Here is a 19,921-nt window from a genome sequence, read left to right on the forward strand (position 1 = left end):
TTAAACCGAAAAATTAGGAAATACAATCCGATTTTTCCATTACAAGAATGAGGTTCCCGGTTCCATTGGGAAAATTCTATGACATCTACGGCTTCTTTTCCGATTCAAATTCGCTGGGCAGACATTGACCAAAACCATCACCTAAGACATTCCGCATATTACGACTTCGGCGCGATTGCGAGGATTCAATTCTTAGCGAACTACGGTTTGACAAGTAGCAAGTTTACGGAACTGAAAACAGGACCGATCCTATTTAGAGAGGAAGCGATTTTCAAACGGGAAATCCATTTTGAAGATAAGATTACGATCAATGCGGTTTTGACAAAAGCAAGACCTGATTTTTCAAGGTGGAGCATTCAGCACAGTATCATTAAGAATGAAGATATACTTGCCGCTGTGATCAATGTAGACGGTGCTTGGATCGATACTGAAATTCGAAAATTAATGGTTCCTAGCCAGTTTGTAAAAGAGGCTTTTTCCAAATTTCCAAAAGCTCCTCAATTTGAAGTTCTGGACTGAAGAATCGATTATTTGTTGTTAGTTTGTCCGGATTCATAAGAAAAGTTTTTATCTTTTCCACACATTCCCGGGTAAAGACAATCGGTTTTCTCCAAATCTAATGTGAATGATTTTGCATCCGCCTGCTTGATTTTGGTGCCCTGCCAAAATACGGACGCATCATCCTTTGCATAATCCGAATCCATGGAAATTTTAGAATCCAACGGATTGGGATAAATCAACGGTTTGAAATCTTTTGCGTTACAGGAAAACGCATGCACTGTTAAGGTATTAAAATAATAACATCTCTTTTTATCTTTCGCGTAGTTATCGTATAACAGAAATGTTCCGGGATCGGCATCCTGAATTTTTTCCCCTTTATAATAAATGGATTTTTCCGTTTTGATGATGTCGTAAAAATTCGAATCCAATACCCGGATCGAATCTTTATCGACTTCTTCCAATTTGGTTCCTTCGTAATATAAGCGCCTTTCATCGGTTCCGTAGGCGGTATCGATCTCTCTGTTTTTTAAGATTTGAAATGTTTCCGGATCGGAATCTTCCAAAGGAACCAAGGCCAATTTGTCTTCCGTCCAGACTTTCAAATCCAAAGGAATAATGATGATCCAGGCTTTCGGAGAATTGGTTTTTAATTCCGTCCTAGTGGAAATATAATACACACTCTTCTTGTCTGAAAAATAGGTATGATTCAAAATCCGAAAGGACTTAGGATCTATATCCGCCAATCGGTTTTCCTTGTAATAGATATGATTTTTATCTTTGGCAAAATACCGATCTAAAATGGCAAATCCTTCCCTGTCCGTAGTATCAATCTTATGATCTTCGTAATAAGGAAAAAACCAATATTTATAATGATAACCTTGGGAGCAGGATAGAAACAGAAAAACCAAGATCAAATAGTGTTTTCCGGTTATCATTATAAATTTTTCGTAAATAAGCGACTTTTGCCCGTGCTTGCTTACTTAAGTTTGGCCAAGTCTTTGATCCATTTCGCGGTTTCGCTTTCGATAAACTTTTTGTCCGTGATGACCCATTTGGACATGAGTACATGCATTCCGTCTTCCACTCTGACTTCCCGATTCAAGGGATTCGGATTTTTATCAGCACCAAACTGAGTAAAGGCGGATCTCATTGCTGAGACGCTTGCGGTAGGATCCTGTTCCGTTTCAGACTTATAATAGTATAATAGCAATACCGGACTTGAAATTTTTCCGAATACCTCGGGGACTGCGGCATAATTTTTCAAATCGTTTACACCAACTAACGCTGAGTAATACTGTTCGGGATACCAATAATCGTTTCTTTGCGGTAATACTTTCGGATTGTCGTTATGACTTGAATTTCTGATTTTGCCTTTCAGTATATGTACAAGGGTTAGGCCGCCCGGGTAATTGTACAAACCGAGTCCTCCCGCAGTAGGGGCGTAGAAAGGGTTTCCGAGTACGAGTCCGTCCACTTCTTCGGGAAATTCGGAAGCAAGCCAAGTCCCGAGTAGTCCTCCGAGAGAAGATCCGAATACAACCACCTTATCTCCTTGGCCCTGCATCATATGCAATGCTTCACTGGCCGCATCCAGATAGTCCGAAAATTTTTGCGCCGCTTGATCTTCCTTGTTAGTCCCATGGCCGGGAAGTCGCAATAGATAGGTATTTGCTTTGAAAGTTTTCGCCAATTTTTCCATCACTTCTTCGCCTTCCGCCCGTGAGGCGCCAAAACCGTGGATGTATAAAAAAGCCAAAGGAGTTTTTTTACCGAAGCTGATATATCTTTCTTCGTTGCCCGGTCTGTGTCCCTTTTCCTTGCTCAATCGGAGTTTTGATTGATAAAATTCTTCAAAACTGATTTTGGGTACATCTTTTTTGGGGGTATAATCCGGCCTCCCGGCACAAAAAGAAAAAATGACAAAAACGGCCGTTAGTGTGACAAATCGGAGAAAAAATCTTTTCCTGGAAATTAGAGCATTCGTAGCATTCATAACTGCCATAGGGTCTCTCAGTGTCAAATTTCTGTAAAGACGGAAAAATTGTGGAAATTTGTGTCAATAGAGAATTCCGTTCTCTTTAGGTTTCTGTCAGGAAAAATCCTTTGCACGAGAGAGCGTGTACGAAAAAAGGTAGTAAATACCCCATTCGCTAGAAGGAACATCCCTGAATGTATACCCAATTCACTGAACAACAACTGGAAATCAGAGACTTAGTTCGCAATTTTGTTAGAAAAGAAATCCCTCATGAAGTAGCTTTGCATTGGGATGAAAAAAATGCCCATCCTACAGAACTCATTAACAAAATGCGTTCCGAACTTGGAATCAACGGTCTAGTTATCCCGGAAGAATACGGCGGATGGGGACTAGGTGCTATCGAACAGTGCCTCGCCATCGAAGAATTATCTCGCGGCTGCCTCGGAATCTCTCTTGGATTCGCTTATACCGGTCTAGGAATCCTTCCTATTTTGAAAGGTGCCACTCACGAACAAAAATTAAAATGGCTTCCTCCTATCGCTGATGGAAAATTCGGAGTTTCTTTCTGTTTGTCCGAACCAGGTGCCGGTTCCGACGTTCCAGGCATGAGCACTCGTGCTGAGAAAAAAGGGGACAAATGGGTCATCAATGGTGCAAAACAATGGATCACCGGTGCTTCCGATGCACAGGCATTCACTGTATTCGCTTATACTGACCGCAATCGCGGAACTCGCGGAGTATCTTGTTTCTATGTTCCAAGAGATGCAAAAGGTTGTATCGTTGGTAAGAAAGAAGACAAATTGGGAATCCGTGCTTCTTCCACTCACCAAGTTATTTTTGAAGATTGTGAAGTTCCTGAAGAGAACCTGATCGGAAAAGAAAACCTTGGATTTGTTTACGCACTTCAAACATTGAATGCTTCCCGTCCGTTCGTAGCGGTTATGGGTGTGGGTGTGGCGCAAGCGGCACTTGACCATGCAGCACGTTACGCACGTGAAAGAGAGCAGTTCGGAGTTAAAATCTCCACTTTCCAAGCAGTGCAACATATGTTAGCTGATATGGCGATCAAAGTCGAAACTGCTAGAGAGATCACTTACAAAGCAGCTCGTTTGTCCGATGCAAACGATCCTACTTTGCCGAAATATTCCGCAATTGCAAAAGCATACGCTTCCGAATGTGCGATGCAATGTGCGACGGATGCAGTTCAAATCTTCGGTGGATACGGATACACGAAAGAATATCCTGTGGAAAAACTAATGAGAGATGCTAAGATTCTTTGTATCTTCGAGGGAACCACTCAGATCCAAAAGAATGAAATTGCCGCTTATGTAATCAAAGACGCAGCTTCCAAAAAAGAATAATATCTTTCAAAGAAAAGCTCGTCTTTCTTAACAAAAAGGCCGCTAGAACACTGAACAAAGTGTGGTAGCGGTCTTTTTTATTTCCCAAACCTTCCTCGGGGTCATTTAAACCCTTCTTTTGGCAATTTCGACAATATGATTCTTTGCTTGGTTCTCTGCATATATGGTTTTGCGTTCCTTTCTTTTTGAAAATAAAACTAACAATGACAATACGGTAAAAATTGATTACTTTCGGGAACTTTTATGAAAAAGATAGGTCTAGTACCAGTCAATTGTTTCTTGTTTCGGTAAATTGTTTGGAAATTTATTTCCTAAGGATAATGAATACTTAATAGAGAAAATTATTTATTTTTTCGTCTGAATGGAGTAGATCTAAGATTTGATATGAGTAGTTAAAGTATTTTACAAATATATACTAACTCCGGTAAGGTTTTATGCAATTAAGCGTTTCTAAAAAGTTTTGGGCAGTTGTTATCTTCCTCTCTTCGGTAATTGTCGTTTCAAATATTTTCATCTTTTCCTCCATCCGGGAAATTACTTCCGAATATAGAGTATATCTGAATCTAAATCAGCAACAATTGATTTTGGTAAGAATGAAATCCAACTTGCAGAACAATATCCGCGATTATTTGGAACTGATGATTACGAAAGATTTGAAAAGAAATGAATTGATCAAAGGAAAAATCACCCTTAGGAACAAAGATAATGCAGAACAGATTGCACGTTTTAAAAAAGAACTGATATTTAACGAAAAGGATCAAACCTTTATCGATACTCTGTCTAGAGTGCGTTCCAATTATTTAAAAAATCTGGAAATCCTGATTCAACTTGCTTTGGAAAATAAAAACGAAGAGGCTTATCAGCATTATCTAACTACTACCGAATCCCAATTGCAGGCGTATACGGATGTTCTCGATGGAGGCTTAAAAGAAATTTCCACTCAAATCGACACTATAGGAAATCGCCGCTTATCTTTGCTGGAAAGCAACTTGATTACAAACACAATCCTAATGGTGTTTATGACATTTATTATTTTTTTTACCGGACTTTATTTAAGAGCTCTTGTCATTCCTCCTCTTTTGGAAATGCTCCGTATCGTGCAATCCATGGGAGAGCGGAATTTTAGTGACCGGCCAAGCGAGAAGTTGCTAAAAAGAAAAGACGAATACGGAGAATTGGCAATCGCTTTCGCCAAAACAAATCAAAACATCAAAGATGTGTTAATCAGTGTTCTGCGATCAGCGGAAGAAGTCGCTGCGTCTTCGGAAGAGCTCAGTGCCAGTACGGAAGAATCAAGCAGTAGCAATATGTTAGTCGTTAATTCCGTGGAAACCGTCGATTCACAAGCCAAACAAGCATCCGTTTCCGTCGAAGAAGTGGTAGTCCTTTCCGAGAGAATACATAATGCGATTCAGGATATTTCCACAGCTATCAAAGGAATCGTATCCATGTCGGAGAGAGCATCCAAAGCCGCTGACTCCGGTTTTGTCTCGATCAATCAGGTTCTGAAACAAATGCAAAATATTGAAACGGTTGCGAGCAAATCCAACCAATTGATCGAAACACTCGGCAGGGAATCCCAGGAGATAGACAATATAGTCAGTGTTATATCACAGATTGCGGAACAAACCAGTTTGCTTGCTTTGAATGCTGCAATCGAAGCGGCAAGAGCTGGAGCAGAAGGAAAAGGTTTTTCCGTTGTTGCACAGGAAGTAGGCAGACTTGCGGAACAGTCCAGGAAAGCAACGGATGGAATCTCCGAGCTTGTGAAAAATTTTCAAGACATCATTCATTCCGTAGTGAATGAAATGAAACAGGAAGTAAAAGAAGTCAAAGAAGGTTCCGCACTTGTAAAAATATGCGGTGAAAATTTTCAAACTCTCAATTCCATCGTGCAAGACGAATCCGGTCAGGTACAGTCCATTAACGAATCGAGTCGAATGATCGTGGACTATAGTAACAAGATCATTACAGTTACGAAAGATGTGGAAGGCATTAATCGAAAAATCACCGAACAAACATCAGGTGTATCTTTGGCAACTACGGAACAAAAAAGTGCCATAGCCGAAATTGCGGAAGCAAGCCAATCCTTGTCCAGAATGGCATACAATCTAAAAGACGTTTTGTCCGAATTCAAAGTATAACAATGGGCGCCCGGGCGGGCTGCTACGGGGTGCGCTGACGCTTCCGCCAAACTTCGTTTGGCCGCGTTCGCGCCCTCGCATCCCTGGCGCGGAATAAAACATAAAAATAATTTATTGCATCCTTTTCGTAAATTTTTGTTAGTCGAAATGAATTGACGTGGACGCTCGTGCCTATTTACATCGATTAGAATTTACAAATGAGGAATACCGAATAATGAACAAAAGGTATGTATATATTTCGATTTTAGTTAGTGTTTTGACAAGCTGCGCCATGTTTCGCGAAGGGTTACAAGAACCTAAGTCAGGTACGATCGAAGTGGCAAAACCCGCTTCCAAATCTTTAGGGATCAACACAGTGGGAAAATGGGTTCACAACAACGGCAATTCGGAACTTATGCAAGCTCAGTTTCTCAAATATTGGGAAGAGGCTGCGATCAAGGAAGGAAAAGGTTCTTTGTTATTCACTTCGGTAGAAGCTCAATTGCCGAAATCCGATTACACTCTGGACTTGGAAGTATTGGAGATAGGTGATCCGAATATACCGATGGCACTCTTGACTGGGCTCACTCTTTATGTAATTCCTTCCTACGTATCCATCGAGTGGAAAGTAATAGGTACATTCAAAAAAGCGGGAAAGGTAATAGGGGTTATAGAGAAGAAAGAAAAATTGACTTTATGGCAACAGATTTTCCTCATCTTTGTTATGCCGTTCAAATTTCCTGTTTCCGTAGCAAACGAAACAAGACAGGATTTATTTTTCGCTGTTTACAAAGAAGCAAATCAAAAAGGATTTTTTAAATAAGAAATAGGGATCAATTCGATCCCTGCTTGCCCGTCATAACAAAGTTATGCGGGCGAGAGATTTGTAAAAACAATCGTTTCGATCTAAAGCGGATCTGTTTCAGGAACGACTGTCGGACCGTTTTCCTGATTGGAATTCAAAGGTTTTGCATTTTCGTTCGTATTCGTAGATGAGTTATTGTTCTGAGGAATGTAGGGATCGTTAGTGTTTGGGTCGGAGGAAAAAGGATTTTTGAATCCGTCCGCACTGTTCAACCAGGTATTGTCCTCTTTCGGTTTGTCTTCACTTGGAAAACTATCGATCGGTCGGATGGTAATGGATATGTATTGAATTGCTTTTTCGTCTTTTGTCGGATCCAAATAGGCGAGGCTATCGTTTCTCCATCGGTAACGGGCCCTCGGCTCCATTCTGAATGTTTTCATAATCAGATCCAAATCTCTTGCATAAACTCCGTATTGTTTTCTGGGAGTTTTTGCCTGGATCACATAATACATGTTACCTTTTTTGTGAAACAAAAACCGATTGGAAACGATGACTTTGTTTTCCACATAATGAAGAACTAAAAATACGGTTTCATCGAAACCGGGAATTTCTTCTTCCAGGCTTTTTTCCCGAACCACTTTCAGGTCCGGGTATTTTTGCAAAAATGTATCAATCGATTCTTCGATGAAACGATCCAGATCGTAATCTTTGGTTCTGCGAACCACATCGATTTGAAGGATTGCCTCTCTGTTTGCTTTCGCAAATTGAATTCTGGCAGTATCGTGGTTGCGAAGCACTGCCTTCGACCAACCTCTCGGGTATTCAAATGCAAATCCCAAAGAATCTTCAATCCAGGTTCCTGCGAAAACTGGAACACTGGAAACTAGTAGCAAGGTGGTGAGAAAAACGCGCGCATTCATCATATTTAATATCGGCCTATTCCCTCTCCATTATTTATACTGGGTTGTACCTTTTCGCAAGTCCCATTTCGGGATTAAGTGCAAATCCCTCCAAGATTCCTCGGAATAAGCTTCAATGGAATGAAGTAAGGGCCCCAAAGGGGATTCATGGTAGGGGAGTCCTTGCCACTTTCGAAGAATCTTGTAAAATAAATCAAATATAGGGATAAAAATAGGAAATACAGGTATGCCCAGGATTCCCCATCTCGGTTTTCTATGAGTTTTAAATTCTTCAATTACCTGTTGGATGGTAACGGATTCAGGATGGGATATGACATAAACCGGTCGGATGGAAGCACCGGTTAATACTCTTTCAATCCAAGCTAAGATAGCAAGATTCAGATCTTCTATATGGATGATCGATTTCGGGCTTTGGTTTTTGATTTTTGGATAAAATCCCTTTTTATACAAAGAAAACAATTTTTGTATGAAACTTTTCGAACTCAATCCATAAACGGATGCTATGCGAAAAATGGAATAAGGAATTCCTGCGTTTCTAAGATATTCTTCCGCAGCGATTTTCGATCTTGCATATACTGTGGAACCTAACGTGGGACTGGTGGTATAGATCGGCTCTTCCTGTGCTCCGTATACGGATACGGAACTTGCGAGTAACATTGCTTTGGAATGTTTTTCTTTTGCGAGCGCAGCCAGATGTTTGGTGGATTCCGCGTTGATCGTAAAAAAATCCTTTTCGGATAATTTTGATCCTGATACTGCGCCTGCCAGATGTACGATTAAGTCAATAGGCTCGGTAATCTTAAAATCTTGAACCGATCGAATTTCAGTTAAATCCCTTTCGTAAAATTTGAAATTTTTATGATGTCGAATGGTTTCCGAAATCCTTCCGTATTCTTTGCCTATGGCAATGATTTTGTATTTTTCTAAAACGGATTCAATGAGTTTGCGGCCTAGAACTCCCGAACCTCCTGTAATTAATACATTCATCTTTTTCATAGTATCATTATAGAAAATAAATTTGGGACCAACCCACCACGGCTCCCAATGCGGCACCTACAAGAATCAATAACATTTCATCTTCCTGAAATGCTGATCTGAGTATCGATTCGAATTCATCGGGAGGCAAACTTGCCATTCTTTCTCCCATTGTTTTTTCCAACTCCATCGCCTCTCCCAAATAGGCTTCCAATTCGGAGGAATTTCGAATGGCGGTTTCTGACATAGTCTTTGCGATTTTTTCTTTCACAACTTCATAATTTTCCCATCTCCCCGAAGCATAAAGAATCGGTTTTGCGAGAGTTGTGATATTATCGACTTGTTTGAGGATTGCCCTGCGAATGGTTTCTAAAATTTCAGCGGCAGCTTTTCCAAAAACCAGTTCTTCCATAATATTTTTAGGCGTGAGTATTTTTTCTGCAACTAACTTTGCATAAAGTAGAGAAACCGCTCTTTGGCGTTTCAGAAAAAGACCCTGGTAAGTAAAGATTCCCAGGATTTTGGTAGGGTAGAGCGGTCTGAATATCATCTCCAATGCCAAATAATTTGTCAGATAACCGACGATCACACCTTGCAACGGTAAAGTCCACCAAATGGGAAAATACATCCAAATCACCATTTGAACCAGGCCGAGCAAAAATCCGAAATAGAATCCTGATCTTTCGATGAATTTGAATTCAGGCGCGCCCACTTCCTGAAAAAGTTCGACCACCAAACTCACATTATCTCCTGAAAGTTTTTTCAAAACCAATGCTTTTACATCGAATAAGGAATCGATATCCGCCTGGAGTTTGCGGATTACATTTCGAATGGTAAACCCTGTTTCTCTTTTTACTTTATGGTAAATTTCTTCTTTTACGAGATCCGGCAACATAGGCCAGATTCGGGAATCCAGGCTTTCGGCAAATTCATGCATGGATTCTTTTATGGAGGAATCAATCGAAGGTAAAAATTCCTTTTCGGCGCGGACCGGATCTACTTTTAAAAACACTTCTTGAATATTTAACAAGCGTTCCGTGATTACATCTACGGACTTGCTTGCCATTTTATGTGCTTTTCTGGGAATGATTCCCTGCCATCCCAGGTAAGGAGGGATTCCCCAAAATTTGAGTGGATAGAATGTCATTTTCAGAGCAAGCCAATTGGTCACCCAGCCTACAAATCCATAAGTGAACGGAATGCATAATAGTTTCAAAGTTTCCAGGCTCACTAGTTCGTGCGGCATTGTGGAATCCAATGGATGGGGGATTTCCTATAAAGAAATCTATTTCTCATCTCCATTTACGAAAAAAATCGTAATTTTTATACTCAATGCGACATATTGCCGGCAAATATTTGACACAAAAGACAAAAATTGTTTGTATTTTGTACAATTGAAACTAATATCTACGCAGAAACGGAAAAGTAGCGAAATTCCGTACTTCTGAATTGTAAAAGAAAGCGAATATTTTGAGGTGAAATTTTATGAACAGACGAGGGATTTTTCTACTAGTACTTACCCTCTCTTTTTTGGTTGTTGATTGTTCTAAAAAGTCCAAATCAATGCCTTTTTGGTTTTTGCTTGGCTCGGGCGGAGCAGGCAATGCCGCAGATTCTTCTGCAGGAGCTACTCCTGCCGATTCCAATGGGGTTCCTCTCCCTGCATCCAGTGATTCTACCGTTCCTTCCTCCTCCGGAGGAGTTCCTGAAAATCAGGCGGAACAGGAAGTTCCTACTTCAGGCCCTGCTAAAATTACAGGAATCATTCGGCCTGTAGTTTCCGGTACGACTGCTACGGACGTATGCGGACAACCAGGTGCACCTTCCGCACCCAATTGTCTGGATTTAACATTAATTAGTGTTAGAATTGAAGTCGCAAATGGAAATTCATACACTTTAGTCGCTTCTTCCAATGCCGAAGCGGATGGTAGTTTTACCATCGATGTGGACAATCTCCCCAATAATAATTATAGAGTTTTGATCAATACCGGCAACGGTTTGAATTACAGTTATCAGGATTTTTCCTTTGTTTTCGATCCTACTCAAAACGGTTATACCTTGGTTGATGTGGGAGACTTGAAAGCGGAAAGATTGTATTATACATCCGGTCCGGCGCTCATCACAGGATCTATTTCCACTCCCGGTTTTTCCGGAAACGGGGTAACTGTTCCCAGCGGGCCTTTGTCCGGGATAACCGTTGTTTTACGAGATAACGAAGGGAATGCTGTAGGAACTACCACAACTGCTGGTGACGGAACTTTTTCCTTTAGTATCCCCAACTTACCGAATGGAAATTATACAATCGAATACCAAGGCTCCTCCGTTACCTCAAACGGCCAGCCTTACGCAAACAATTCCGATACAATTCATTTTACATTTCAAGGAACAAATCCTTCCGTTACTACTGTCGTTGCCTTGGGAGAAACAACTCTTCCTTGGATGGCGGCAACGGATAGTAGCCTAACTTTAAACGGTTCGGTGATCAACGGTGCGGTTTCCGGAGATTCCGGAACCTATTTTACGATTAAAATCAAAAACGAGCAAGGTGCTGTCGTTGATTCTACCAATCGTTCGGGTAATGGATCCTTTCAATTGACTGCTTCGGGATTGCCCAACGGAGTTTATTATATCGAGGTCTCCGCGAACAATTTTTTCACAGTGTCACAATCCTTTTTGTTCACTGCGGCACCGGACGGGGGTATGAAAAATATCACTCTCCCTTCCCCTATTGGAATCGTTGCCCGTCCTTCCAACGTGGTAGGTTTTGTAAGAGACGGAAATTCTAACCACATTCCCGGTTCCGTCATCAACTTCAAACCGGATCGAACACAAGCCCCTTCCAATTTGGTATATTTGACCGGTGATCCTCTGATCGGAAATGCCGCCAGACTTTGGATTCTTGAATCTCTTTCTGCAGTTGCAGGTGTTAATTGTGCGACGAATCCAAGCGGGTCCCCTTCCATTTGTTCCTGTGCGATTACTCCGACAACGTCTTGTTTGGTGACAGTGCAAGGTTCCGGTCCGTGGAATTATTCCACTTGGGGTAACAAAGTTTATGAAGTCCGCCCGTCCGACAACCAAGTGTATTTTACCGCAGTAGCGGGAAAATGGGCCTACTATATTTCAGCTCCCGGTTTTGAAAACTGGTGCGGTGGGAACGCACCTCCTTGTTCTTCCAGCCCCCAAACCATTACTCTCAATGGAAACGACCATAACGCCGGTAATGTGTCCATGACTTCGATCACAAATAGATCGCAGATTGCAGGAACGATTACTGTCAGAGATAGCGCACCTACCAATCCGAGTTTATATTCCAATCAAACAGGACTTTTTGCGGTTCTTTTGGGCAATACGACAACCGGCGGGCAACCGTTGGCACATATTGCGGTAACATCCGGTGGAAGTTTTGCTTTTAACGGTTCTTCTTATGTAGTTACACTTCCTGCTGGTTTGACTTCGGATACGGATCGGGTTGGCTATGCTTTGCAGACTTTGAAAGCCGGCGGGGCAAGCACGCTTGCCAATGCGGATTCGATCGCAGTGGATAATGATCAAAATGCATCGATTGATGTGATTGCAACCAATCAATACTATTTCCGCCAGTCCTCCTTTCAACTTGTGGTAGTTGATACAGTCGTATCTTCACCTAGAGCTAGTTATCTGGCTGCCACTTCTTTGAGCGTGGACAATTCCAATGTGGCAACCAACCAATACGCTTCGACACCCGCTACATTTACATTGAACGGAATCGCAGTTCATAACGTTCGGGCGACTATTTCCGGAACGGTAACGGATGCGATTTCTACCAGCGCTGTGAGTGGAGCCACTCTGACGCTTGGTAGATTTGATTCCGGAAATTTTGTCGCCGATGTTAGGCGGGATTGTTCCGGGGGATTTGTGAACGATTCCTGTACTGTTGCTTCGGTTCGGACCGCGGGACAAGACCAGGTGATCGGATCCGTCACTTCGCAGTCAAATGGCAGTTATGCGTTCTCATTTGTTCCGCAAGGAGCATACACGATTCGAGTGGAAAAAAACGGCATCGTTACTTACTTTCCCGTAGAAGTGGGAAGTGGAGGAGGAACGGTTTCCGTAAATACTCCTGTGATCACAAATGACGGGAAAGGTCATCTTTCCGGTTCTGTCCGTACACCGGGGGGATTTTCATTTTCCGGAACTTATTCTCTTGAGATTGTCGATCCGAATACGGGAACCATTCGTCCGACTGCGGGAGTTCAGCCTGCTTCCATTTCGACGGGAGCGACTACATTCTCGAACGCAAACCAATATACCATTTTCAATATCAATGCAGGTAGATGGAAGGTTCGCTTCGTGGCGAGCGGTTATAAAACCGTAGAAGGAATCGTGGATATCCAGGCGGATGCAACGACCAATTTTGATATCATTACATTTGTTCCTGGAACTCAAACTCCCGGTGCCATTTCGGGAAGAGCATTATCCGCTTTGTACAATACGGGAGTTTGTGATTTAACGGCTCGTATACGACCGGGAGTCAATGTAAAATCCGGAGCATACGCAATTGATGGCAACGGAACAACGATCGCTTCCGTAAAAACGGCAACTGACGGATCTTATGCGATTCCGAATGTTCCTCCAGGAAATTATACTTTGGAAGTAACAGGTTCGGGAAAACGTGGAAATTGTACAAGTTCCGTAGAGGCTTATTCCACTACTTTTCGCACTGTGGTTGCCGCAGGAACGGAAACACCTTCCAATCAAAACATCTTAGTCTCACCGGTACTCGGAGATTCCGAGATGAGAGTTGTTTTATCTTGGGGGGCAAAACCCAGAGATTTGGACTCCCATTTGCAATACAGTGCGACCGATAGTGGAAGTAGAATCGTATGGAATAGAAAAACTCCACTCGGAGCCGGCAATGGTGAACTGGATTATGATATCACTACGGGATACGGACCGGAAACGATTTCCTTAAAAGGATCTATTTGGTCACAGGATGTACGTTATTACAGTATCTACAACTGGTCGGGAGAAGCCAATATGGGTATATCCGGTGCCACCATACGAGTGTTTAAAGGTAGTATCGGGGAAGTAAGAAATTATGCAATCAGTCCGAATCATTCCAACAGATGGTGGAAAATCTTTTGCATCGGTGCCGATAAAAACATCACCGATGTCGGAACTTCCAATTGCAATGCTTCGGGGTTTTTGGAAAGATCAATGTATTGATCAAATCACTGTTATTTGGCTAGCTTAGAGATTCTTAATACCAGAGGGGCGCGTTTCCCTCTGGTTTTTTTTTGTAATTTCTATTTTGAAAATTATTTTCGAAAGTTTTTATTTGAAACTGGTTGAGTATTGACCGTTGTTTACGGCTACATCCAAATTGAGGTCATACAATTCACTTAAATGTTCCGCAGTGAGCACATCTTCTTTTTTACCGTAACTTAGTATTTTGCCTTCTTTTAAAAGCAGGACCGAAGAAAAATCTTTAGGTATTTCTTCCAAACGATGGGTAATTAAAATTCTCGTCAGATCGGGATTTTCTTTTTTGATTTTCGAAATACTTTCGTTCAATTCAAAACGAGCAGTCACATCGAGAGCTGCGGCTGGTTCGTCCAGGATCAGAATTTCTTTGCCATTGCCGAGTGCACGAAGTAGTAAAACTTTCGATTTTTCGCCGGAAGAAAGAGTGGAATAAGTCTGTTTTGCCTTATGAGTGAGGTTGAGTAGAGAGAGTCTTTCCTTTGCTTTCTTCCTATCATCATCCGTCGGATCGTTGTACAGGCCTAAGGTGGCATAGAACCCTGTTAAAATCATCTCTTCAACTGTAAGAGATTTTTGTAACAATTGTTCCTGATGGGCGGGTTGTACGATTCCGATTTTGGTTTGAATCGGTTTCAATGCGGTTGTTCCGTACTCTTCGTTCAAGACGAAAACAGAGCCGGTCGTAGGCCAAAGATAACCAAACAAAAGATTGATGAGAGTCGTTTTGCCAGCGCCGTTCCTTCCGAGTATCACAAGGGATTCTGCCTTAGGAACGGAAAAGGATATATCGTCTAAGATGCAGTTTCCGTTTCGAAAAAAGGAAACATGGGAGAATCGAAGAAAATTATCCATTCGACTTTTTGTATAGGGTTTCCACTTTTTTGACTTTTTCCGAAAAGATTTCCAAGCTATCCAAATTGAATTTTGCGAGAAGGTTTTTGTCGATTGCGTAAAAACCTTTTTTCTGTTCTTGAAAATCACACATCATATTTGCCATGTAAATGATTTCAACCAGGTCACGTAAATCAGTCGGCGCCATAAAAGGTTTGTGGTGGTATTCGATAGCAACGCGGAGATCGGATGGAAATTCCCATTTCTCTGCAAGTAGTCCGCCTAACTGAGGATGGCTGAGACCGATGGACATCTCTTCCAAAAGAGTGGAGTTCCCCGAATCGGAACCCCTTTGGTAGGTTTCTATTTTTTTGAAGAAGGCGCGATCCACTGAAAGTAGTACGAATTTTCCTATATCGTGTAACAAAGCACTGACGGCGATCGTATCCGCAATTTTATTTCCATGAGGATGGTCCATCGCAAGAAATCTTGCATAATAACTGCAACGATTGGAATGTTCCCAAACATCCTGCATTTTACCGTATTGACCATCCATAATTTTACGAACTCCCGAAACGTAGAGAAGATTACGGAGGTTTTTCAGGCCGACTACTTTGACTGCCTGTAGAATGGAGTTCACCTGACTGCGGTTAGCAAAAAATGCGGAATTGGAAAGTTTCAGAAGGTCCGCCGCAAGGGAAGGGTTCTTTTCGATTTCTGCGGAAATCATATTCAAGTCTGCGTCAGGGTTATTGCAGAGTTGGATGACTTTTGTCAAAGAATGAGGGAGAGGAGGCAAACCTTCTATCTCATTTAAAATTTTGGTTTTGAGAGTGGTTGTAATTTCCACGGGAGAAGTTACATCAGGCACGGTCAGTGTAGCGCGCGTTAGCTTTTCATTTGTGTGGATTCTGAATTTGTCCGCTCCTATCCCTGAATTTTTAAGCAATAATTGAATGAGTACGATTCCGAGTCCTGCAGATTCCTGACTATCCGATACGTCCGAAAAAGCATCTGCAAGATCGTTGTAATTTTTGGCGACTTCGATCCGTTTGTTGATCCTTGCCAATTCTTCCTGAGTAATGGGTGCGTTGTTTTCCACCGCAAAATGAATGCTATTGCCATCCACTTTGATAAGAAGTCCGATATAAAAATTTCCTCCGTCCAAATGGGCCAATTGTTCGTTCCAGCGAAGAATGATATTTTCTTGGAACTTTTCCATTCCCTTTATATAATCTTCCGGATTTTGAATGTCTAATTTTTCGCGTGTAAAGTAGTCCCGTTTCGCGTTGGCTTTGTTCGCATTCATCAGAAGTTCTTTTAGAACGGTAAAAATGACTTCTACCAAATACAGTTTGTCCATGTAGCCCATGACATGAACCAAAAGGGCGTAGATTTCCTGGTTTTGTTCTTCCGTAACGAAGTAATAATTAAGCCTTGATTCTTTCGTTGTCTCTAATTGAGAGATGATTTCCTGAAAATTCACTGTTCTTTACTTATCCCAGTAACACCCTTTGAATACGTTTTGGTGCTTTGCGTTATTTTTTTTACGGGGTACGGGATTTGTCCCAGCCCTTTGGTATCATGGTTTCTATAAGGAGATCTTTATGAAAGCACATTTAGAAGGAAAAGGAAAGAATGAGGTATCGGGTTCTTTGGATCTGGAAAATCTACATGCATTGATGGAGGAAAGATTGGAACGGATCTTGACTGAAATTTCGGAAAAGAAACCTAGGAAGAAAATAGTTTATATCCCTACAATACCTGCTAACAAAGAAAAAGCAGAATGGAATTTGAGTGAAATCCCTATATTATTCGGGGCCTAAATCAACTTCCAACGTTTTAGAGTAGAGATAGAAATTGAATCGGGAAATTCTTGGAAAGCCTTTTCCCACAACCAGGGATCCATTGCGGGAATCCCCTGAAAACTTAGAATCCATTCCTTATGTTGGGACGTAATAGCGGTAGGAGCAAGGACAACGGCCGGCTCTTTTTTCGTAACGGATTTGTATTCTTCCATAGAAATAACTTTTAGACCAATGTCTTTTTTCCAAATTGATTCCCAGGCGATTTTGTTTTTGCCCTTTCTCTCTTTTCCATAAATTCCGGTTTGTAGATTTTCCATGGGACTTCTTCTGGTTACCATTGGTAAACGATAACTTTCATAACCTGTTCCCCTGCAATGAGACTTCCCCTTTTCTTCCTTAAAACCAACTCCAACTAATATAAGTTTATCGGCTTTGCCTTCTTTTGCAAAGGACAGAGCCATCCCAGCCAAATTCAGACTAGGATTTTTCAAATACGGCCAATTCGATTTTGCGGGATCCGAATTCTTTTTCCTTTCCCATATAAACTGAATTAGTTGGTCGAAAGGATGATTGGTATTGATGAGATAAACCGGGTTCGGTAGGGAAAACAAATAGGAATTTGCACCAAGCCAGGTAAGAATAGGAATCGTATTCGGAATGGAAGGTAAAAAATGAAATAAGGTACCGCGCCCGGGATCTAAAGAAAGAATCGCGTCGGGAATGATGTTTTTCGCGAGTAAAAATTGGATGTTTGTATCTGCCGCTATCAAAACGGATCGGGATCTTTCTTTGGGCAGATCCTCCCATTCCGATTCCAAAGAAGGACTTGCCCCTAAAAAAAATACGTCTTTGCCTTTCAAATCCAAACCTTCGATCCATTTTCTTTTTGCAGAATCGGTTTCGGAACTGAGTTTCAGATTTTTTAAATAATTCCCTGTCCATAGTTTTTGAAAATGGGATTTTGTGGAACGGTTTACGGAAGATTCGTTTTTTTGAAGTAGAAAATCTTTAAATCGGGCAATTTCATTTTCCGCATGACGTGCATAATACGGGAATGGATGGATCTCATATCGAATTTGCGATCTACCGATCTCGATTTGAAAGGATTCCAGTATTTCGCTCGCTTCTTCGGTGGTCAGGTCGGACGGAAGAAGGCGGAATTTCCTATTTTGCTCAGTGAGTTTTTTTGCGATTTCCTCCCAAGCTTTTTGAAACGCAGGGTTCGAGTGGATTTCCGGAAAAGGCTCCCAGAAAAGTAAAAAAGGAAAATGAATTTTGGATTCGAGTAAGGAATCTATGTGGTGTAAGGCACCGAGACCGATGAAACAAGGTAAGGAATTTTCGTTGGGGGAGAGAGATTGAACAAATCGCGATCCTTCCTTTTTGGGATCGAATCGCGAATGTATAAATGTATTTTGTTCGGGGTGAAAGAAATTTAGGAGTTTGTGGTTTTCAAAGATAACTTGGAAAGCGATGGCTTCTAGTCCTTGTCATCATCCTCATCGTCATCATCGTCCGAATCATCATCATCTTCGTCGTCATCGTCGTCCGAATCATCATCGTCATCGAAGTCATCACCGAACTCATCTTCTTCGCCGTCCAGTGCTTCCGGTTTGCGAGCTTCTTCTTCCGGAATGAAATCTTCTTCGATGTCTTCTTCCGCGTGAGGTGCTGCGGAGGTTGTAAGAGTAGAGGAAACTCCTGCGATTTTGTCTTTTTCCGCCTGGAGTTTTTCGCGTTCTTCTTTAGAGAGATATTTCCATTGAACTAAATCATTTGTAAGAGCATAAAGTGCTTGTACTGTGAGCTTTCTATTTTTAAGTTTCTTAGGGAGAGTGATTTTTTCGATTTTATCGATCACTCCAAAGCCAGCGACACAGGTTTCGTATTTTTTTTCACGGCATAATTCAATTAAGGATACGATATCAAAGTCTTCTTTGTTGGATTGGCTCATTTTTTTATGATTCCCCAGAGATAGGAGTGGAATGTTAAACCAGTCTGGGAGCGCAGGCTCCCGTGTCAAGGGGAATCTTGGAGAAAACAGGCTTTACAGCCTACCTCCAGGAGACAGAATAGGACGGAAAAGATCTTAGAATGGGACAAATATCCTTCCCCGCCTTCCTAATCACCTTCTTATTTCTCGGGTTCTGTGCTCCCACCAAATCTTCCTATTTCGGGGAAGAAAACTGGGTCGCAACCACGAGTGACGGCAAAGAAATCAAATTCAGTCAATTGGAAAAAGAACAATTGGCCCTGAATGTCTATGCCCCCAATTGTACCCCTTGCCAAAGGGAAGTTCCCACATTAAATTATCTTTCTCGTGAAATTGAAACCAAATTTCCTTCGAAAGCAATCTATATGGTAGTGGATCCTTATCAAATTGTTCCCGACTTACCGGCTGACGCGAGTTGGGGAGAGGCTTTTGCCAAAGCCAAAAAGGTTATGGAAAAAGAAAAATCGGATTATAAGATAGAGATTCCCATTTTATTCATGAAACACCCTTTTACCATCATCCCCAATTCTCTGGTGAGTGGAACACCCGAAACATTATTATTCGAAACCAAACCTCTGCGATTGTATTACAATTTCATAGGTTCCATCTCGGAAGAATCAAAACAGGAAGAAATTGAAAAAGATCCGAAGGTCGCATTTTTTCGTCATCAATTCGGGATGGGCTTATGAGAAGTTTGATGGTTCGTTTCAAAGACTGTGAAGGACCCGGCGTAGTCGAGCATGTGTTACGCGAAAAAGGTTATCGAGTGAGTTATCATAATGCTTACGACGAAAGACTCAGACTTCATCCGTCCGCTCATCTGAATTTCGATCTGATTGTTTTATTGGGTGGTCCTCAAACCGTTGCCGACGATTCCAATGATTCTTTTTTTGCCCCCTATTATGAGTTGGTTGAAAATGTTCTGATCACTCGCGGTCGCAAATTGATAGGGATATGTCTGGGTTCCCAGATCGTTGCACGGGTGTTAGGCGGTAAAGTGACTGTCGGCGAAAAAGGTCCGGAAGTCGGATTCTCTCCCGTAAAGATCAAAAACAAATCGAATCCGGTCTTTGCCGGAATCGATTCTTCCGAAATCCAGGCATTCCATCTGCATGAAGATGTGTTCACGATTCCCGACGGTGCCGATCATCTTTTGGAAGGCGGATTTTATCCCAACCAGATGTTTTCCTATAAAGATAAGGCATTCGCATTCCAAACCCATATCGAACCGACTTTGCCGATGTTACGCGTTTGGCAGGATGTTCATAAGGAATTCATCGCCAAGGGCAACGGGGATTTTTCCAATCTGGTGGAAGATCAAAAAACGATGGAGTCTTCGGCTAAAATCGTATTTCGCAATATTCTAAATATATAATGGATGA

At 41.7% G+C, this 19,921-nt stretch carries 17 protein-coding genes; 8 read left to right on the forward strand and 9 right to left on the reverse strand.

Features of this window, described 5'->3' with window-relative positions; translation table 11 throughout:
* The first annotated feature begins 78 nt into the window (after window positions 1–78).
* A complete protein-coding gene (locus DI077_RS02880) occupies window positions 79–519 on the forward strand; it encodes an acyl-CoA thioesterase (protein WP_109020084.1) in 441 nt (146 codons plus the stop codon).
* 8 nt (window positions 520–527) lie between these two features.
* Here the strand turns inward: DI077_RS02880 and DI077_RS02885 are convergent, their stop codons facing one another.
* Both DI077_RS02885 and DI077_RS02890 read right to left on the reverse strand, forming a co-directional pair.
* The gene (locus DI077_RS02885) at window positions 528–1,436 is read right to left on the reverse strand and encodes a DKNYY domain-containing protein (RefSeq protein ID WP_109020085.1); all 909 of its coding nucleotides are present in this window, start codon (window positions 1,434–1,436) and stop codon (window positions 528–530) included.
* Window positions 1,437–1,477: 41 nt separating this feature from the next.
* A complete protein-coding gene (locus tag DI077_RS02890; RefSeq protein WP_242935326.1) occupies window positions 1,478–2,503 on the reverse strand; it encodes an alpha/beta hydrolase in 1,026 nt (341 codons plus the stop codon).
* 167 nt (window positions 2,504–2,670) lie between these two features.
* Between DI077_RS02890 and DI077_RS02895 the strand changes: the two genes are divergently transcribed.
* From DI077_RS02895 to DI077_RS02905, 3 genes are all read left to right on the forward strand, one after another.
* Complete coding sequence (locus DI077_RS02895) at window positions 2,671–3,837, forward strand: acyl-CoA dehydrogenase family protein (RefSeq protein WP_109020086.1); 1,167 nt, start codon at window positions 2,671–2,673, stop codon at window positions 3,835–3,837.
* Between the two features lie 434 nt (window positions 3,838–4,271).
* Window positions 4,272–5,981, forward strand: coding sequence for a methyl-accepting chemotaxis protein (locus tag DI077_RS02900; RefSeq protein WP_109020087.1), 1,710 nt, complete (start codon window positions 4,272–4,274; stop codon window positions 5,979–5,981).
* A gap of 214 nt (window positions 5,982–6,195) precedes the next feature.
* A complete protein-coding gene (locus DI077_RS02905; RefSeq protein WP_109020088.1) occupies window positions 6,196–6,783 on the forward strand; it encodes a hypothetical protein in 588 nt (195 codons plus the stop codon).
* An 83-nt stretch (window positions 6,784–6,866) separates the two neighbouring features.
* On the opposite strand, the gene DI077_RS02910 is transcribed toward DI077_RS02905, so the two are convergent.
* From DI077_RS02910 to DI077_RS02920, 3 genes are read right to left on the reverse strand one after another with little or no spacing between them, the layout of a single operon-like run.
* On the reverse strand, window positions 6,867–7,688 hold the full coding sequence (locus DI077_RS02910) for a hypothetical protein (protein WP_135354875.1): 822 nt from the start codon (window positions 7,686–7,688) through the stop codon (window positions 6,867–6,869).
* A gap of 27 nt (window positions 7,689–7,715) precedes the next feature.
* The gene (locus DI077_RS02915; RefSeq protein WP_109020090.1) at window positions 7,716–8,681 is read right to left on the reverse strand and encodes an NAD-dependent epimerase/dehydratase family protein; all 966 of its coding nucleotides are present in this window, start codon (window positions 8,679–8,681) and stop codon (window positions 7,716–7,718) included.
* A 7-nt stretch (window positions 8,682–8,688) separates the two neighbouring features.
* Window positions 8,689–9,906 carry a DUF445 domain-containing protein gene (locus tag DI077_RS02920; RefSeq protein WP_109020091.1) on the reverse strand — a complete coding sequence of 406 codons (1,218 nt, stop codon included), beginning with the start codon at window positions 9,904–9,906 and terminating at the stop codon, window positions 8,689–8,691.
* Window positions 9,907–10,145: 239 nt separating this feature from the next.
* Here DI077_RS02920 and DI077_RS02925 point away from each other — a divergent pair, with 239 nt between their 5' ends.
* A complete protein-coding gene (locus DI077_RS02925; protein ID WP_109020092.1) occupies window positions 10,146–13,868 on the forward strand; it encodes a Cna protein B-type domain protein in 3,723 nt (1,240 codons plus the stop codon).
* 108 nt (window positions 13,869–13,976) lie between these two features.
* Here DI077_RS02925 and DI077_RS02930 read toward each other — a convergent pair whose 3' ends face one another.
* Both DI077_RS02930 and DI077_RS02935 read right to left on the reverse strand, forming a co-directional pair.
* Window positions 13,977–14,759 (reverse strand): ABC transporter ATP-binding protein, encoded by a 783-nt coding sequence (locus DI077_RS02930; RefSeq protein WP_109020093.1) that lies wholly within the window; start codon window positions 14,757–14,759, stop codon window positions 13,977–13,979.
* Window positions 14,752–16,224 carry an HDOD domain-containing protein gene (locus DI077_RS02935; RefSeq protein ID WP_109020094.1) on the reverse strand — a complete coding sequence of 491 codons (1,473 nt, stop codon included), beginning with the start codon at window positions 16,222–16,224 and terminating at the stop codon, window positions 14,752–14,754. The genes DI077_RS02930 and DI077_RS02935 overlap by 8 nt, the downstream gene beginning before the upstream one ends.
* A gap of 121 nt (window positions 16,225–16,345) precedes the next feature.
* Between DI077_RS02935 and DI077_RS02940 the strand changes: the two genes are divergently transcribed.
* Entirely contained in the window at window positions 16,346–16,564 is a 219-nt protein-coding gene (locus tag DI077_RS02940; protein WP_109020095.1) for a hypothetical protein, read from the forward strand.
* Here the strand turns inward: DI077_RS02940 and DI077_RS19790 are convergent.
* Window positions 16,561–18,021 (reverse strand): 6-hydroxymethylpterin diphosphokinase MptE-like protein, encoded by a 1,461-nt coding sequence (locus DI077_RS19790; RefSeq protein ID WP_109020096.1) that lies wholly within the window; start codon window positions 18,019–18,021, stop codon window positions 16,561–16,563. The two genes, DI077_RS02940 and DI077_RS19790, sit on opposite strands and share 4 nt — an antisense overlap.
* Before the next feature lie 5 nt (window positions 18,022–18,026).
* Complete coding sequence (locus DI077_RS02950; protein ID WP_109020097.1) at window positions 18,027–18,500, reverse strand: DNA primase; 474 nt, start codon at window positions 18,498–18,500, stop codon at window positions 18,027–18,029.
* 140 nt (window positions 18,501–18,640) lie between these two features.
* On the opposite strand from DI077_RS02950, the gene DI077_RS02955 reads away from it, so the two are divergent.
* Both DI077_RS02955 and DI077_RS02960 read left to right on the forward strand, forming a co-directional pair.
* Window positions 18,641–19,228, forward strand: coding sequence for a TlpA family protein disulfide reductase (locus DI077_RS02955; protein WP_109020098.1), 588 nt, complete (start codon window positions 18,641–18,643; stop codon window positions 19,226–19,228).
* Window positions 19,225–19,914, forward strand: coding sequence for a type 1 glutamine amidotransferase (locus tag DI077_RS02960; protein ID WP_109020099.1), 690 nt, complete (start codon window positions 19,225–19,227; stop codon window positions 19,912–19,914). Before DI077_RS02955 ends, DI077_RS02960 begins: the two co-directional genes overlap by 4 nt.
* Window positions 19,915–19,921: the final 7 nt, after the last annotated feature.

Source organism: Leptospira kobayashii (assembly GCF_003114835.2).
In the GTDB taxonomy this organism is placed as follows: domain Bacteria; phylum Spirochaetota; class Leptospiria; order Leptospirales; family Leptospiraceae; genus Leptospira_A; species Leptospira_A kobayashii.

Coding starts and splice junctions, on each gene's coding strand:
- DI077_RS02880 (WP_109020084.1), top strand. CDS start 79: ATGACATCTACGGCTTCTTTTCCGATTCAAATTCGCTGGGCAGACATT.
- DI077_RS02885 (WP_109020085.1), bottom strand. CDS start 1,436: ATGATAACCGGAAAACACTATTTGATCTTGGTTTTTCTGTTTCTATCC.
- DI077_RS02890 (WP_242935326.1), bottom strand. CDS start 2,503: ATGGCAGTTATGAATGCTACGAATGCTCTAATTTCCAGGAAAAGATTT.
- DI077_RS02895 (WP_109020086.1), top strand. CDS start 2,671: ATGTATACCCAATTCACTGAACAACAACTGGAAATCAGAGACTTAGTT.
- DI077_RS02900 (WP_109020087.1), top strand. CDS start 4,272: ATGCAATTAAGCGTTTCTAAAAAGTTTTGGGCAGTTGTTATCTTCCTC.
- DI077_RS02905 (WP_109020088.1), top strand. CDS start 6,196: ATGAACAAAAGGTATGTATATATTTCGATTTTAGTTAGTGTTTTGACA.
- DI077_RS02910 (WP_135354875.1), bottom strand. CDS start 7,688: ATGATGAATGCGCGCGTTTTTCTCACCACCTTGCTACTAGTTTCCAGT.
- DI077_RS02915 (WP_109020090.1), bottom strand. CDS start 8,681: ATGAAAAAGATGAATGTATTAATTACAGGAGGTTCGGGAGTTCTAGGC.
- DI077_RS02920 (WP_109020091.1), bottom strand. CDS start 9,906: ATGCCGCACGAACTAGTGAGCCTGGAAACTTTGAAACTATTATGCATT.
- DI077_RS02925 (WP_109020092.1), top strand. CDS start 10,146: ATGAACAGACGAGGGATTTTTCTACTAGTACTTACCCTCTCTTTTTTG.
- DI077_RS02930 (WP_109020093.1), bottom strand. CDS start 14,759: ATGGATAATTTTCTTCGATTCTCCCATGTTTCCTTTTTTCGAAACGGA.
- DI077_RS02940 (WP_109020095.1), top strand. CDS start 16,346: ATGAAAGCACATTTAGAAGGAAAAGGAAAGAATGAGGTATCGGGTTCT.
- DI077_RS02950 (WP_109020097.1), bottom strand. CDS start 18,500: ATGAGCCAATCCAACAAAGAAGACTTTGATATCGTATCCTTAATTGAA.
- DI077_RS02955 (WP_109020098.1), top strand. CDS start 18,641: ATGGGACAAATATCCTTCCCCGCCTTCCTAATCACCTTCTTATTTCTC.
- DI077_RS02960 (WP_109020099.1), top strand. CDS start 19,225: ATGAGAAGTTTGATGGTTCGTTTCAAAGACTGTGAAGGACCCGGCGTA.